Annotated in this window: 11 protein-coding genes; 7 read left to right on the top strand and 4 right to left on the bottom strand. The window is 71.4% G+C overall.

The window, feature by feature from the left end:
• Positions 1–67: 67 nt before the first annotated feature.
• Positions 68–1,048 (bottom strand): bifunctional helix-turn-helix transcriptional regulator/GNAT family N-acetyltransferase, encoded by a 981-nt coding sequence (locus tag ACQB60_RS05625; RefSeq protein ID WP_496924655.1) that lies wholly within the window; start codon positions 1,046–1,048, stop codon positions 68–70.
• A gap of 144 nt (positions 1,049–1,192) precedes the next feature.
• On the opposite strand from ACQB60_RS05625, the gene ACQB60_RS05620 reads away from it, so the two are divergent.
• Positions 1,193–1,465, top strand: a complete 273-nt coding sequence (locus ACQB60_RS05620) for a hypothetical protein (RefSeq protein WP_496924654.1) — start codon at positions 1,193–1,195, stop codon at positions 1,463–1,465.
• A complete protein-coding gene (locus ACQB60_RS05615) occupies positions 1,462–1,854 on the top strand; it encodes a type II toxin-antitoxin system VapC family toxin (RefSeq protein ID WP_496924653.1) in 393 nt (130 codons plus the stop codon). Before ACQB60_RS05620 ends, ACQB60_RS05615 begins: the two co-directional genes overlap by 4 nt.
• A 45-nt stretch (positions 1,855–1,899) precedes the next feature.
• Here the strand turns inward: ACQB60_RS05615 and ACQB60_RS05610 are convergent, their stop codons facing one another.
• Positions 1,900–2,952: a LacI family DNA-binding transcriptional regulator gene (locus ACQB60_RS05610; protein WP_496924652.1), complete on the bottom strand. Its 1,053-nt coding sequence runs from the start codon at positions 2,950–2,952 to the stop codon at positions 1,900–1,902.
• A gap of 131 nt (positions 2,953–3,083) precedes the next feature.
• Here ACQB60_RS05610 and ACQB60_RS05605 point away from each other — a divergent pair, with 131 nt between their 5' ends.
• Genes ACQB60_RS05605 through ACQB60_RS05595 form a run of 3 tightly spaced genes read left to right on the top strand, consistent with a single transcriptional unit; the run spans position 3,084 to position 6,228 of the window.
• Positions 3,084–4,250, top strand: a complete 1,167-nt coding sequence (locus tag ACQB60_RS05605) for a Gfo/Idh/MocA family protein (protein ID WP_496924651.1) — start codon at positions 3,084–3,086, stop codon at positions 4,248–4,250.
• A complete protein-coding gene (locus ACQB60_RS05600) occupies positions 4,247–5,353 on the top strand; it encodes a dihydrodipicolinate synthase family protein (RefSeq protein ID WP_496924650.1) in 1,107 nt (368 codons plus the stop codon). The genes ACQB60_RS05605 and ACQB60_RS05600 overlap by 4 nt, the downstream gene beginning before the upstream one ends.
• Entirely contained in the window at positions 5,350–6,228 is an 879-nt protein-coding gene (locus ACQB60_RS05595) for a sugar phosphate isomerase/epimerase family protein (RefSeq protein WP_496924649.1), read from the top strand. Before ACQB60_RS05600 ends, ACQB60_RS05595 begins: the two co-directional genes overlap by 4 nt.
• A 157-nt stretch (positions 6,229–6,385) precedes the next feature.
• Here ACQB60_RS05595 and ACQB60_RS05590 read toward each other — a convergent pair whose 3' ends face one another.
• On the bottom strand, positions 6,386–6,913 hold the full coding sequence (locus ACQB60_RS05590; protein WP_496924648.1) for a DUF937 domain-containing protein: 528 nt from the start codon (positions 6,911–6,913) through the stop codon (positions 6,386–6,388).
• A gap of 257 nt (positions 6,914–7,170) precedes the next feature.
• Between ACQB60_RS05590 and recD2 the strand changes: the two genes are divergently transcribed.
• Complete coding sequence (gene recD2 / locus ACQB60_RS05585) at positions 7,171–9,429, top strand: SF1B family DNA helicase RecD2 (RefSeq protein WP_496924647.1); 2,259 nt, start codon at positions 7,171–7,173, stop codon at positions 9,427–9,429.
• Positions 9,430–9,678: 249 nt separating this feature from the next.
• Complete coding sequence (locus ACQB60_RS05580; RefSeq protein WP_496924646.1) at positions 9,679–10,968, top strand: citrate synthase; 1,290 nt, start codon at positions 9,679–9,681, stop codon at positions 10,966–10,968.
• A gap of 472 nt (positions 10,969–11,440) precedes the next feature.
• Here the strand turns inward: ACQB60_RS05580 and ACQB60_RS05575 are convergent, their stop codons facing one another.
• Complete coding sequence (locus tag ACQB60_RS05575; protein ID WP_496924645.1) at positions 11,441–13,732, bottom strand: heavy metal translocating P-type ATPase; 2,292 nt, start codon at positions 13,730–13,732, stop codon at positions 11,441–11,443.
• Between the last annotated feature and the right edge of the window lie 71 nt (positions 13,733–13,803).

Genomic DNA, 13,803 nt, shown 5'->3' with positions numbered 1-13,803 from the left:
GTGCGAACAGGGTCAACCCCGCGTTGCCGGGCCCCCGATGCCGGGCGCTTTCGCACGGGGCCCGCTCTCACGCGGGTGCGGCGTGCAGCCCCAGCCGCCAGTCCTGTCCCACGAGGTCGACCCCGAAGGACCGGTGCGGCTTCTCGGCGGCCAGCACGAAGCCGTGCCGCTGATAGAGGACCCGGGCCGCTTCGAGCACGTCATTGGTCCACAGGACGAGTTCGCGGTATCCCACGCCCCGCGCGAACTCCACACAAGCACGGATGAGTTGGTCTCCGACGCCCAGGCCCCGGGCGTCCGGCTCCACGAGCAGCAGCCGCAGCCGGGCGGTGCCCGGGGCCTCGTCGCGCACGCACATCACGCACCCCACGGGCCGCCCGTCGAGCTCGGCGATCCACACCCGCTCCAGGTGCGGGTCGTGGTCCTCGGCGAAGTCGGCGACGATCCGCGCGACGAGGCCCTCGTAGTCGGTGTTCCAGCCGAACTCGGCCGCGTACACGGCGGCGTTGCGCTCCACGATCCACCCGAGATCGCCGGCGCCGGGCTCGCGCAGCACCACGTCCTCGGCCCGCCGGGCTCTCTCCCGGGAGCCGCTCAGGATCTCCCGCACGGTCCCGAGGGCCGCCGCGAGCCGCGCCCGGTCCCCGGCGGACACCCCGGACAGCAGCGCCCCCACGGCCTCGCGCGAGCGCTCGTCCAGCAGGTCGGCGGCGGAGCGCCCGCGCGCGGTGAGGGTGATGCGCTGCCGCCGCGAGTCCCGCGCGGAGGGCCCGCGCTCGACGAGCCCGTCCCGCTCGAACTTGGCGAGCAGACGGCTCAAGTACCCCGCGTCGAGCGACAGTTCGCCCCGGAGGTCGGCGGCGTCGGTCCGCGGGCTGTGCGCCAGCTCGTACAGCACGCGGGACTCGGTGAGGGTGTACGGGACGTAGAGGTGGCGGCTGTAGTCGAGGGCGCCGATGAGGTTCGTGTAGAACCGGTTGAAGGCGCGCAGCTCCTGCACGGGCGCGAGCGCGGCGGCGGCCACGCTCTCGGACTTCCTGATCACCATGGCGGATCACCCCGAGGTTCCTTTGACTTAGTCAACGGTACGGCGGGCCGGGCCGTGGGGGAACCCTTCGGGTCGGATGGCTCACCCTTCTGTGCCGCCCGTACGGACTCGCCCGAATAACAAAACTCTTGTTAAATGGCTGCCATGGCTGACTCCCCCGCTCCCGGCGAAGGACCCGTCCGCCCCGTGTCCGTCTCGCTCCACGAGGGCACCATCGAGGCGCTCAAGGCGCGCACGGGGAAGCGAGGCATGTCGGCCTACGTCGAGTCCCTGATCCAGCGCCAGCTGGAGCGAGACCGGCTGCGCGAACTCATCGAAGACGCCGAAGCCGAGCACGGCCCGGTCGACCAGGCGGCGGTCGAGGCCAAGCGTGCCCTGCTGCGCGGTGACGCGTCGGGCTCGGCGGACGCCGCGTGACGGGCACGCTCGTCCTGGACTGTGAGGGCCTGTCCAAACTCGTACGACGCACGCCTGAACTGACCGAGTGGCTGACCGCGGCTGAGGCGGAGGACGTGCGCGTCGTCAGCAGCTCCGTCACGCTCGTCGAAGCGCGGGACCCCGAGACCAACCAGGCACGTTTCGACTATGCCGTCTCACGGGTGAACATCATCCCGCCCACGGAAGCCGTCGCCCGCCACGCGAGCAAACTCCTCGCCGCAGCAGGGCTGCACGGCCACAAGTACGCGCTCGACGCGATCGTGGCCGCCACCGCACTCGCCTCGCCCGCCCCGGTGACGGTCCTGGCGTCGGACCCCGAGGACCTCCTGGTCCTGTGCGGCCGCGCTGTCCGCGTGGTCAAGGTCTGACGGGGCCGCCCGGGCGCCGGAGGGCCCCGTCGCACCGCCCCCGTCTCACCGCCGCGGCGCCCCCGTCGACCCCCGCACCATCAGCTCTCCGTGCACCGTCGCCACACCCCCGGGCGGCGCCGCCTCCCGCCCCATCGCGATGCGGCCCGCCCGCGCCCCCGCCTCGTACAGGGGAAGGCGCACCGTCGTCAGCGCGGGGACCGCGTCGATGCTGAAGGGGAGGTCGTCGAAGCCCGCCACCGAGACGTCGTCGGGGATGCGCAGGCCGCGGTCGCGCAGGGCCGCGCAGGCTCCCAGGGCCACCGTGTCGTTCGCGGCCACGACGGCCGTCAACTCCGGCTCGCGGCGCAGCAGTTCGGCCGTCGCGTCGTAGCCGGAGCGGCGGTCGTACGGGCCGTGCAGGGTGCGGCCCTGCTCGTCGGGGACGCCGTGCGCGGCGAGCGCCTCGCGGTGGCCCTCCAGGCGGTGGCGGGTCGTGGTGCGCTCCTCGGGGCCCGCGATGTAGCCGATGCGGCGGTGGCCGAGCGAGAGCAGATGCTCCGTCAGGCGCCGTCCGCCGCCGCGGTTGTCGAAGGCGAGCGCCACCGCGTCGGTGTCGGCGGCCGGCGACGGCGGCCTGCCGCACAGCACCACCCGCGTCCCCGCCTCCGCGAGCCGCCGCAGCTTCCCCGCGATCGCCTCCGCGTGCTCCGCGTCCTCGATCGCCCCGCCGGTGAGGATGACGGCGGCGGCGCGTTGGCGCTGGAGGAGTGTGAGATAGGTGAGTTCGCGCTCCGGGGAGCCGCCCGTGTTGCACACGACCGCCATCCGCTCCCCGCCCGCACGCCCTCCGGGCCCGACGATCTCCGACTGGACCGCGCTCGCCATGATCCCGAAGAAGGGGTCGGCGATGTCGTTGACCAGGATGCCGACCAGGTCGGAGGTGGCGGCGGCGAGCGCGCTCGCCGGGCCGTTCAGGACGTAGTCCAGCTCGTCCACCGCGCGCAGCACCCGCTCCCGGGTGGCGGCGGCGACGGGGTAGTTCCCGTTCAGGACGCGGGAGACGGTGGCGGGGGAGACCTGGGCGCGGGCCGCCACGTCCGCCAGGGTCACGGTCATCTGGTCATCCTCCGTCTTGTCCGGGCCTTGGAGGCAGGCTAACTTTCTCTCGTGTAGAAAGCGCTTGCTATCTTGCTTATCTCTCGCTTGGCATCAGCTCGCTATTCGCTCTACGGAGGGACGGACGCAACGTGACACGCAAGACGGTGCGCATCGCCATGAACGGCGTGACGGGACGGATGGGCCACCGGCAGCACCTGGTCCGCTCGATCCTCGCCCTGCGCGAGGAAGGCGGCCTCGACCTGGGCGACGGCGAGGTCCTGTGGCCCGAGCCGGTCCTCGTGGGCCGCCGCGAACACGCCCTGCGCGCCCTCGCCGCCGAGCACGGACTGGAGCACTTCACCACCGACCTGGACGCGGTCCTCACCGACCCGGCCGTCGACATCTACTTCGACGCCCAGGTCACCGCCGCCCGCGAGAGCGCCCTCAAGCAGGCCATCGCCGCGGGCAAGCACATCTACACCGAGAAGCCCACCGCCACCGGCCTCGACGGCGCCCTGGAGCTCGCCCGGCTCGCGAACGCCGCGGGCGTCAAGCACGGCGTCGTCCAGGACAAGCTCTTTCTGCCGGGCCTGCTCAAGCTGAAGCGGCTCGTCGACGGCGGCTTCTTCGGGCGGATCCTGTCCGTCCGGGGCGAGTTCGGCTACTGGGTCTTCGAGGGCGACTGGCAGAGCGCCCAGCGCCCCTCCTGGAACTACCGCACCGAGGACGGCGGCGGCATCGTCACCGACATGTTCCCGCACTGGGAGTACGTCCTGCACGAGCTGTTCGGCCGCGTGCGCACCGTCCAGGCGCTCACCGCCACCCACATCCCGCAGCGCTGGGACGAGAACGGCAAGCCGTACGACGCCACCGCCGACGACGCCGCGTACGGCCTCTTCGAGCTGGAGGGCGGCGCCGTCGCGCAGATCAACTCCTCCTGGGCGGTGCGCGTGCACCGCGACGAACTCGTCGAGTTCCAGGTCGACGGGACGGAGGGCTCGGCCGTCGCGGGCCTGCGCAACTGCCGCATCCAGCACCGCGGTTCGACCCCGAAGCCGGTCTGGAACCCGGACCTGCCGGCCACCCACTCCTTCCGCGACCAGTGGCAGGAGGTCCCCGACAACGGACCGGACGCCTCCGGCGGCTTCGGCAACGGCTTCAAGGCCCAGTGGGAGCTCTTCCTCAAGCACGTGTACGCGGACGCGCCCTACCGCTGGGACCTGCTGGCAGGCGCCCGCGGCGTCCAGCTCGCCGAACTCGGGCTGCGCTCGGCGGCGCTGGGCCGCCGCCTCGACGTACCGGAGATCACGCTGTGACCTCCACACCCACGGGCGCGTCCCCGTCGTCCCCCTTGGTGTCCCGGACCGTCTTCTCGGCGGCCCACGTCGTCGCCGACCCGCACGCCGACGTCTCCCCGGACTCGCCGGCGGCCATCGACTGGGACGCGACGCTCGCCTTCCGCCACCATCTCTGGTCGCACGGGCTCGGGGTCGCCGAGGCCATGGACACCGCGCAGCGCGGCATGGGCCTCGACTGGACGGCCGCGGCCGAGCTGATCCGCCGCTCCGCCGCCGAGGCGCGCGCGGTCGGCGGCCGTGTCGCGTGCGGCGTCGGCACCGACCAACTCCCCGTCCCGGCGCGCCTGGCGGACGTCAGGGCGGCCTACGAGGAGCAGCTCGAACTCGTCGAGGGCGAGGGCGCCCAAGCGATCCTGATGGCCTCACGGGCCCTGGCGGCGGCCGCGCGCGGCCCCGAGGACTACATCGAGACGTACGGATGGCTGCTCCGCCAGGCGTCCGAACCGGTCATCCTCCACTGGCTCGGCCCCATGTTCGACCCGGCGCTCACCGGCTACTGGGGGAGCCCGGACCTCGACGCCGCGACCGAGACCTTCCTGGAGGTCGTCGCGGCCCACCCCGACAAGGTGGACGGCGTCAAGATCTCCCTCCTGGACGCGAACCGGGAGATCGCCCTGCGCCGCCGCCTCCCCAAGGGGGTGCGCTGCTACACGGGAGACGACTTCCACTACCCCGAGCTCATCGCGGGCGACACCCACGGCTTCAGCCACGCGCTCCTGGGCATCTTCGACCCGCTGGGGCCCCTGGCGGCGCGAGCGGTCCGGGCCCTGGACACAGGAGACGTGACGAGGTTCCGCGAACTCCTCGACCCCACGGTCGAGTTGTCCCGCCACCTCTTCCAGCCGCCGACCCGCTACTACAAGACGGGCGTCGTCTTCCTCGCCTGGCTCGTGGGCCACCAGTCGCACTTCACGATGGTCGGCGGCCTCCAGTCGGCCCGTTCGCTGCCCCATCTGCGGCGCGCCTACGAACTCGCCCGCGACCTCGACCTGTTCGATGACCCGGAGCGTGCGGCGTTCCGCATGAAGACGTTCCACCAGGTGTACGGAGCAGACCGGTGACAGCGACACCTACGACGACAACGACGCCGGCGGAGACCGGGCCGGCGCGCTTCAGCATCAACCAGGCGACGGTGAAGCAGCTCGGCCTCCCCGAACTGGCAACGGCCTGCGTGGACCTGGGCGTACGAGGGGTGGGCCTGTGGCGCGAACCGGTGCACGCGTACGGCCTGGCGGAGACGGCGCGGCTGATGCGCGACGCGGGCCTGACGGTCACCACCCTCTGCCGGGGCGGCTTCCTGACGGACATCGAGGCACGCGCGCGTGGGTGGGCCATCGATGACAACAAGGCGGCGATCGACGAGGCGGTCGCGCTGGGCACGGACACCCTGGTCCTGGTCTCGGGCGGCCTCCCCAAGGGCAGCCGCGACCTGCACGGAGCCCGGGAACGCATCGCGGAGGCCCTCGCGGAACTGGCCCCCTACGCCGCCGACCGCTCCGTCCGCCTGGCCATCGAGCCCCTGCACCCCATGTTCGCCTCGGACCGCTGCGTGGTGTCGACCCTGTCCCAGGCCCTGGACCTCGCGGAACGCTTCCCCGCCGACCAGGTCGGCGTCTGCGTGGACACGTACCACGTCTGGTGGGACGACACGGCGCCCGCACACATCGCGCGCGCGGGCGCCACGGGCCGCCTCCACGCCTTCCAACTGGCCGACTGGATCACGCCGTTGCCCCAGGGGGTCCTCAACGGCAGGGGCCAGCTGGGGGAGGGCGCCATCGACATGAGGGAGTGGCACGGCCACATGGAGGCGGCCGGGTACACGGGTCCCGTCGAGGTGGAGCTGTTCAACGAGGAGTTGTGGGCGGGGGACGGGAGGGAGTTGCTGGCGGAGACGGCGAAGAGGTTCCGCATCAGCCTGTCCGGCGGAGATCTCTGAGCCCGTCCGGCGTTTGAGGACGAGGCGCGTTCAGCGCCGATGGGGGCAAGGGGCGGAGCCCCGGAGCAGGGGTGCAGGGGGCGCAGCCCCCGCAAGGCCCACCCACCCCGGGGGCCCGGGGGCCTGCCCCCGGTTTCGGGAAGGGGCGGGCCAGGGGCTACTTCTTACCGCCGCCCAAGATGCCGCCCAGCAGATCACCCAAGCCCCCGGATGCCTGCGCCCCCGCACCCGGCGCCTTCGCGCCACTCGCCCGCTTGGCCATCACCGCCAGCACGATGGGGATCAGCATCTCGATCCCCCGGCTGACCGTGGCCTCCGGAAGGCCCGTCTTCTTGGAGACGGCCGAGGCGACCGGCTTGCTCATCTTCGCGAGCACACCCGACATCATCGACCCGCCGAGGAGCCCGCCGAGCCCCCCGAGGGTGGCCACGCCCTGGAGGGGCGCCGCACCGTCGGCGGGAGCCTCCGCGACCTCCGCGACGGCCTGCTTCACCTCGTCGGCGTCCTCGGGCGCCCCCGCCGCCTTGTCCTGGAGCCCGCCCGCGAGCGCGGACACGGTGTGGGAGACGAACTGCTGAGGACCGCCCGCCTCGGCGACACCGGGCAGCTGCCCCAGTTCCTGGAGCTGGTCATCGCCGAGCTGGTCGAGCACGTCCTGCTCAAAGGAAGAAGCGTCATCACTCATGCCGTAAACGCTACGTCTGACCCGATATGTCGGCACTCTGGGAAACTTTTCGGCGACTCCGTGCAACCCTTCCGGGCCGACGCGGGTCGTACTGGGCGTCGGTGTTTCCGGAGGGGGGAGATCCGGGGGGATCTCGGGGAGCCATCGACAGGGGAGGGAGACACCTGAGGGGCCCGGCCGGTCGGCCGGGCCCCTCGAAACTGTCCGGTTATCCACAGCCCGGCCACGCTGTCGGCGCCCGGCGGTAACGTCGGATCATGGCGAGTTCAGGAGCGGTGCCGCCCCCGCGGCAGGCGGTCGTCGAGGGGGTCCTGGAGCGGATCACGTTCGCGAGCGAGGAGACCGGCTACACGGTCGCGCGCGTGGACACGGGCCGCGGCGCCGGCGACCTGCTCACGGTGGTCGGCTCGCTCCTCGGCGCCCAGGTCGGTGAGTCCCTGCGCTTGGAGGGCCGCTGGGGCTCCCACCCGCAGTACGGGAAGCAGTTCACCGTCGAGAACTACACGACAGTGCTGCCCGCCACCGTCCAGGGCATCCGCCGCTACCTGGGCTCCGGCCTCATCAAGGGCATCGGCCCGGTCATGGCGGACCGCATCACCACGCACTTCGGCGCCGACACCCTCGACATCATCGAGCAGGAGCCGAAGCGCCTCGTCGAGGTCCCCGGCCTCGGCCCCAAGCGCACGAAGATGATCGCCGCTGCCTGGGAGGAGCAGAAGGCCATCAAGGAGGTCATGGTCTTCCTCCAGGGAGTGGGCGTCTCCACCTCCATCGCCGTCCGCATCTACAAGAAGTACGCCGACGCGTCGATCTCGGTCGTGAAGAACCAGCCGTACCGCCTGGCCGCCGACGTCTGGGGCATCGGCTTCCTCACCGCCGACCGCATCGCCCAGTCCGTCGGCATCCCGCACGACAGCCCGGAGCGCGTCAAGGCCGGTCTGCAGTACGCCCTTTCGCAATCCACCGACCAGGGCAACTGCTTCCTGCCCGAGGAGCGCCTGATCGCGGACGCGGTCAAGCTCCTCCAGGTCGACACGGGCCTCGTCATCGACTGCCTCGCCGAGCTCGCGGCCCAGGAGGAGACAGAGGAGGACGGCCCGGGGGTCGTCAGGGAGACGGTGCCGGGGCCGGAGGGCGAGGGCGACGTCACCGCGATCTACCTGGTCCCCTTCCACCGCGCCGAGCTGTCCCTCTCCGCCCAGCTCAAGCGCCTCCTCACCACGGCGGACGACCGCATGCCCGCCTTCCAGGACGTCGCCTGGGACAAGGCCCTGGCCTGGCTCGCGGACCGCACGGGCGCCGAGCTCGCCCCCGAGCAGGAGGAGGCGGTCAAGCTCGCCCTGACCCGCAAGGTCGCCGTCCTCACCGGCGGCCCCGGCTGTGGCAAGTCCTTCACGGTCCGCTCCGTCGTCGAGCTGGCCCGCGCCAAGAAGGCCAAGGTCGTGCTGGCCGCGCCCACCGGCAGGGCCGCCAAGCGCCTGGCCGAGCTCACCGGCGCCGAGGCGTCCACCGTCCACCGCCTCCTGGAGCTGAAGCCCGGCGGGGACGCGGCGTACGACAAGGACCGCCCCCTGGACGCCGACCTGGTGGTGGTCGACGAGGCGTCCATGCTGGACCTGCTGCTCGCCAACAAGCTGGCGAAGGCCGTCCCGCCCGGCGCCCACCTCCTCTTCGTGGGCGACGTCGACCAGCTGCCGAGCGTCGGCGCGGGCGAGGTCCTGCGGGACCTGCTCAGCGAACAGAGCCCGATCCCCGCCGTCCGCCTCACCCGCATCTTCCGCCAGGCACAGCAGTCCGGCGTGGTCACCAACGCCCACCGGATCAACTCCGGCGTCCCGCCGCTGACTTCGGGCCTCAGCGACTTCTTCCTGTTCGTCGAGGAGGAGACGGAGGACGCGGGCCGGCTCACGGTGGACGTGGCGGCGCACCGCATCCCCGCCAAGTTCGGCCTGGACCCGCGCCGCGACGTCCAGGTCCTCGCCCCCATGCACCGCGGCCCCGCGGGCGCCGGCAACCTCAACGGCCTGCTCCAGCAGGCCATCACCCCCGCCCGCCCCGACCTGGCGGAGAAGCGCTTCGGCGGCCGCGTCTTCCGCGTCGGCGACAAGGTCACCCAGATCCGCAACAACTATGAGAAGGGCCTGAACGGCGTGTTCAACGGCACGGTGGGTGTGGTCACCGCCCTGTCCGTCGACGACCAGCGCCTCACGGTCCTGACCGACGAGGACGAGGAGGTCCCGTACGACTTCGACGAACTGGACGAGCTGGCCCATGCGTACGCGGTGACGATCCACCGCTCGCAGGGCAGCGAGTACCCGGCGGTGGTGATCCCCGTCACCACCGGCGCCTGGATGATGCTCCAGCGGAATCTGCTCTATACCGCCGTGACCCGCGCCAAGAAGCTGGTCGTCCTGGTCGGTTCGCGCAAGGCTCTCGGACAAGCGGTGCGCACGGTCTCGGCGGGCAGGCGCTGTACGGCGCTGGACTTCCGCCTCTCGGGACGGAGGCCCGCCTGAAGCGGTCGAGGCGGCTCAACGCCCGTATCCACTACGGGCAGGTCACGTTTGATCGATCAAATGAGTCGCAAAGGTCACAGACCACTTCCGGAACCACGGCATAGGCGGCAGGATGAGCAGGTTGGCGGCACTCAGTGCCGTCAATAGGCCCAATGGTCGACCCCGAGTGCACTCTCCAGGGCCAAATGGGGGATGGTAGAGACAGTCAGGGCACCTCGAAGAAGAGGCACAACGTCGGTGAGGGATGACGTGAGCGACAACTCTGTAGTACTGCGGTACGGCGATGGCGAGTACACCTACCCGGTGATCGAATCGACCGTCGGCGACAAGGGCTTCGACATCGGGAAGCTGCGCGCCCAGACCGGTCTGGTGACCCTGGACAGCGGCTATGGCAACACCGCCGCCTATAAATCCGCCATCACCTATCTCGACGGCGAGCAGGGCATCCTCCGGTACCGCGGCTACCCGATCGAGCAGCTGGCCGAGCGCTCCACCTTCACCGAGGTGGCGTACCTCCTGATCAACGGCGAGCTGCCGAAGGTCGACGAGCTGGCCACGTTCAAGAACGAGATCACGCAGCACACCCTGCTGCACGAGGACGTCAAGCGGTTCTACGACGGCTTCCCGCGCGACGCCCACCCGATGGCGATGCTGTCGTCCGTGGTCAGCGCGCTGTCGACGTTCTACCAGGACAGCCACAACCCGTTCGACGAGAAGCAGCGTCACCTCTCGACGATCCGCCTTCTCGCCAAGCTTCCGACGATCGCGGCCTACGCGTACAAGAAGTCGCAGGGCCACCCGGTCGTCTACCCGCGCAACGACCTCGGCTACGTCGAGAACTTCCTGCGCATGACGTTCTCGGTGCCCGCCGCCGAGTACGAGCTCGACCCGGTCGTCGTCTCCGCGCTCGACAAGCTGCTGATCCTGCACGCGGACCACGAGCAGAACTGTTCGACGTCCACGGTCCGCCTGGTCGGCTCCTCGCAGGCCAACATGTTCGCGTCGATCTCCGCGGGCATCTCCGCCCTGTGGGGCCCGCTGCACGGCGGCGCCAACCAGTCGGTGCTGGAGATGCTCGAGGGCATCCAGGCCACCGGCGGCGACGTCGACACCTTCATCCGCAAGGTGAAGAACAAGGAAGACGGCGTGAAGCTCATGGGCTTCGGGCACCGGGTCTACAAGAACTTCGACCCGCGCGCGAAGATCATCAAGGCCGCCGCGCACGACGTCCTCTCCGCCCTCGGCAAGTCGGACGAGCTGCTCGACATCGCCCTGAAGCTGGAAGAGCACGCCCTCGCCGACGACTACTTCGTCGAGCGCAAGCTCTACCCGAACGTGGACTTCTACACGGGCCTGATCTACCGCGCCATGGGCTTCCCGACCGAGATGTTCACGGTCCTGTTCGCCCTCGGCCGCCTCCCGGGCTGGATCGCCCAGTGGCACGAGATGATCAAGGAGCCGGGTTCGCGCATCGGCCGCCCGCGCCAGATCTACACGGGTGAGGTCCTTCGGGACTTCGTCCCGGTCGAGGCCCGCTGAGCACGGTCCGCTGACCAAGCCCCTGACCAAGGCCCGCTGATGCAGCGGGCCTTGAGCGGGCCTTGAGACGGCGAAAAGCGCCCCGCCGCCGATCCCCCCACGGGTCGACGGTCGGGGCGCTTTCCTGTGTCCCGGTGCGGATTCCCCCCACGGGATCCGGCCGGGCGACTGTGGGCAGCGCGCCGCTGCGGTCTGCCGGGACGCGTACGTACGGGAGGGCCGCTCAAAGCTCCCCGGTGCACGTGCCCCGGCAACGCAATTCCAGAGCATCCCCCAAGACACTCTGTCCCCGATGCCCGAGACGTCCCCCAAGACGTCCTTGGCATCGCACTCTTAGACTCGCGAGCCCCCTCAATGGTTACGTTCGGATGACTGTGATCTGCGTCTCTTGCATATGTCCCGAAGGTACGCAAGAGCCCCGATATGCCGATCCGGCGTCAGAGGTGAGAATGCCGCAACGAGCCTGCGGGGACTATGTGAAGGCCCTCAGGCGAAGGCTGTTGGAGACCACGAAGACCGAAGAGAACGCCATCGCGGCGCCCGCGATCATCGGGTTCAGCAGACCGGCGGCCGCGAGCGGCACCGCGGCGACGTTGTAGCCGAAGGCCCAGAAGAGGTTGCCCTTGATCGTGGCGAGGGTCTTCCTGGAGAGCCTGATGGCGTCGGCCGCCACGCGCAAGTCCCCGCGCACCAGCGTCAGATCGCTCGCCTCGATCGCGGCGTCCGTGCCGGTGCCCATGGCCAGGCCCAGGTCGGCGGTGGCGAGCGCGGCCGCGTCGTTCACGCCGTCCCCGACCATCGCCACGACCCTGCCCTCACCCTGCAGCCGCCGCACGACGTCGACCTTGTCCTCGGGGAGCACCTCCGCGTGGACGGCGTCGGCGCCGATGCCCACCTCGCGGGCGACCGCCTCCGCGACCGGCCGGCCGTCGCCGGTGAGCAGGACCGGGGTGAGGCCGAGGGCGCGCAGCGCGCGGACCGCCTCGGCGCTGGACTCCTTGACGGCGTCGGCCACTTCGAGAACACCGCGCGCCTGCCCGTCCCAGGCGACGAGCACGGCGGTGCGCCCGGCGGCCCGCGCCGCCTCCCGCGCCGGGGCGAGCCGGTCGAGTCCGTCGATCCCGGCCTCGGTGAGCAGCCGCTCCCGCCCCACGAGCACCTCGTGCCCGTCCACCGCGCCCCGCACGCCCTGCCCGGCGACGCTCTCGAACCGCTCCGGTACGGGCAGTTGGCCCGCGCCCAGGCCGAGCCGCTCGGCCGCGCCCGCCGCCACCGCCCGCGCGAGGGGGTGTTCGGAGGCGTGCTCCAGGGCCCCGGCGAGCCGCAGCAGCTGCTTCTCCTCGATGTCCTCGGCGGCGTGCACGTCCGCCAGGGTCATCCGCCCGGTCGTCACCGTCCCGGTCTTGTCCAGGACGACGGTGTCCACCCGCCGGGTGGACTCCAGGACTTCGGGGCCCTTGATCAGGATGCCGAGCTGGGCGCCGCGTCCGGTGCCCACCATGAGCGCGGTCGGGGTGGCGAGCCCGAGGGCGCACGGGCAGGCGATGATCAGGACGGCGACGGCCGCGGTGAACGCGGCGGTGGCGTCGTCCGTGGCGAGCAGCCAGCCCACCAGCGTGCCGAGCGCGATGAGGAAGATGACGGGCACGAAGACCGCGGCGATCCGGTCGGCGAGCCGCTGCACCTCGGCCTTGCCGGTCTGCGCGTCCTCGACGAGCCGGGCCATCCGGGCCAGTTGGGTGTCGGCCCCGACCCGGGTGGCCTCGACGACGAGCCGCCCGGAGGCGTTCACGGTCGCCCCGGTCACCGCGTCGCCCACCGTCACGTCGACGGGCACGGACTCACCGGTCAGCATCGACACGTCGACGGCCGACGCGCCCTCGACCACGGTCCCGTCGGTGGCGACCGTCTCTCCCGGCCGCACCACGAACCGGTCTCCCACGGCGAGCCGCGCCACCGGAACCCGTACCTCCGCGCCCCCGCGCAGCACCGAGACGTCCTTCGCGCCCAGTTCGAGCAGGGCCCGCAGGGCGGCGCCCGCGCGCCGCTTGGAGCGGGCCTCCAGATAGCGGCCGAGCAGGATGAACGTGACGACGCCCGCGGCCACTTCGAGATAGATGGTCGACGAGCCTTCCCCAAGCTCTCGGCTTCGCTCGAGCAGGGGAGACCCCATTGTCCGCGAGACGGTGAGGTCGAAGCCGTGCCGCATCCCCGGCATCCCGGCCGTCCCGAAGAACAGCGCCCACAGCGACCAGCCGAAGGCGGCCAGGGTGCCCACCGAGACAAGGGTGTCCATGGTGGCGGCGCCGTGCCGCAGATTGGTGAACGCGGCGCGGTGGAAGGGGTATCCGCCCCAGACCACGACGGGCGCGGCGAGGGTCAGCGAGAGCCACTGCCAGTTGTCGAACTGCAGCGAGGGGACCATCGCGAGCAGGACCACGGGCAGGGAGAGCGCGGCGGAGACGAGCAGCCGCTGCCGCAGCGCCCCGCTCTCGCCCGCGTGGTCGTCGGGTGCCGCCGCAAGGTTCGGCTCCGGCTCCGGGGGCGGCGGCTTGATCTCCGCCGCCGAGTAGCCCAGCTTCTCGACCGTCGCGATCAGCTGCGGGAGTTCGACCCCGTCGGCGTACGACACCTTCGCCTTCTCCGTGGCGAGGTTGACCGACGCGGTCACCCCCTCCAGGCGGTTCAGCTTCTTCTCGATGCGGGCCGAGCAGGAGGCGCAGGTCATCCCGCCGATGGCGAGTTCGGCTTCGCGGGTGGTCATGGCGGTGGTTCTTTCGCTACGAGGACGAGCTTTCGCTGCGCGTACGAGGGGCGGGGAACGCCGAGCGGGCC

Origin of the sequence: Streptomyces odontotermitis (assembly GCF_050510915.1) — a bacterium.
Taxonomy (GTDB): Bacteria; Actinomycetota; Actinomycetes; order Streptomycetales; family Streptomycetaceae; genus Streptomyces.
This window is presented reverse-complemented; position numbering and strand designations above follow the sequence as displayed.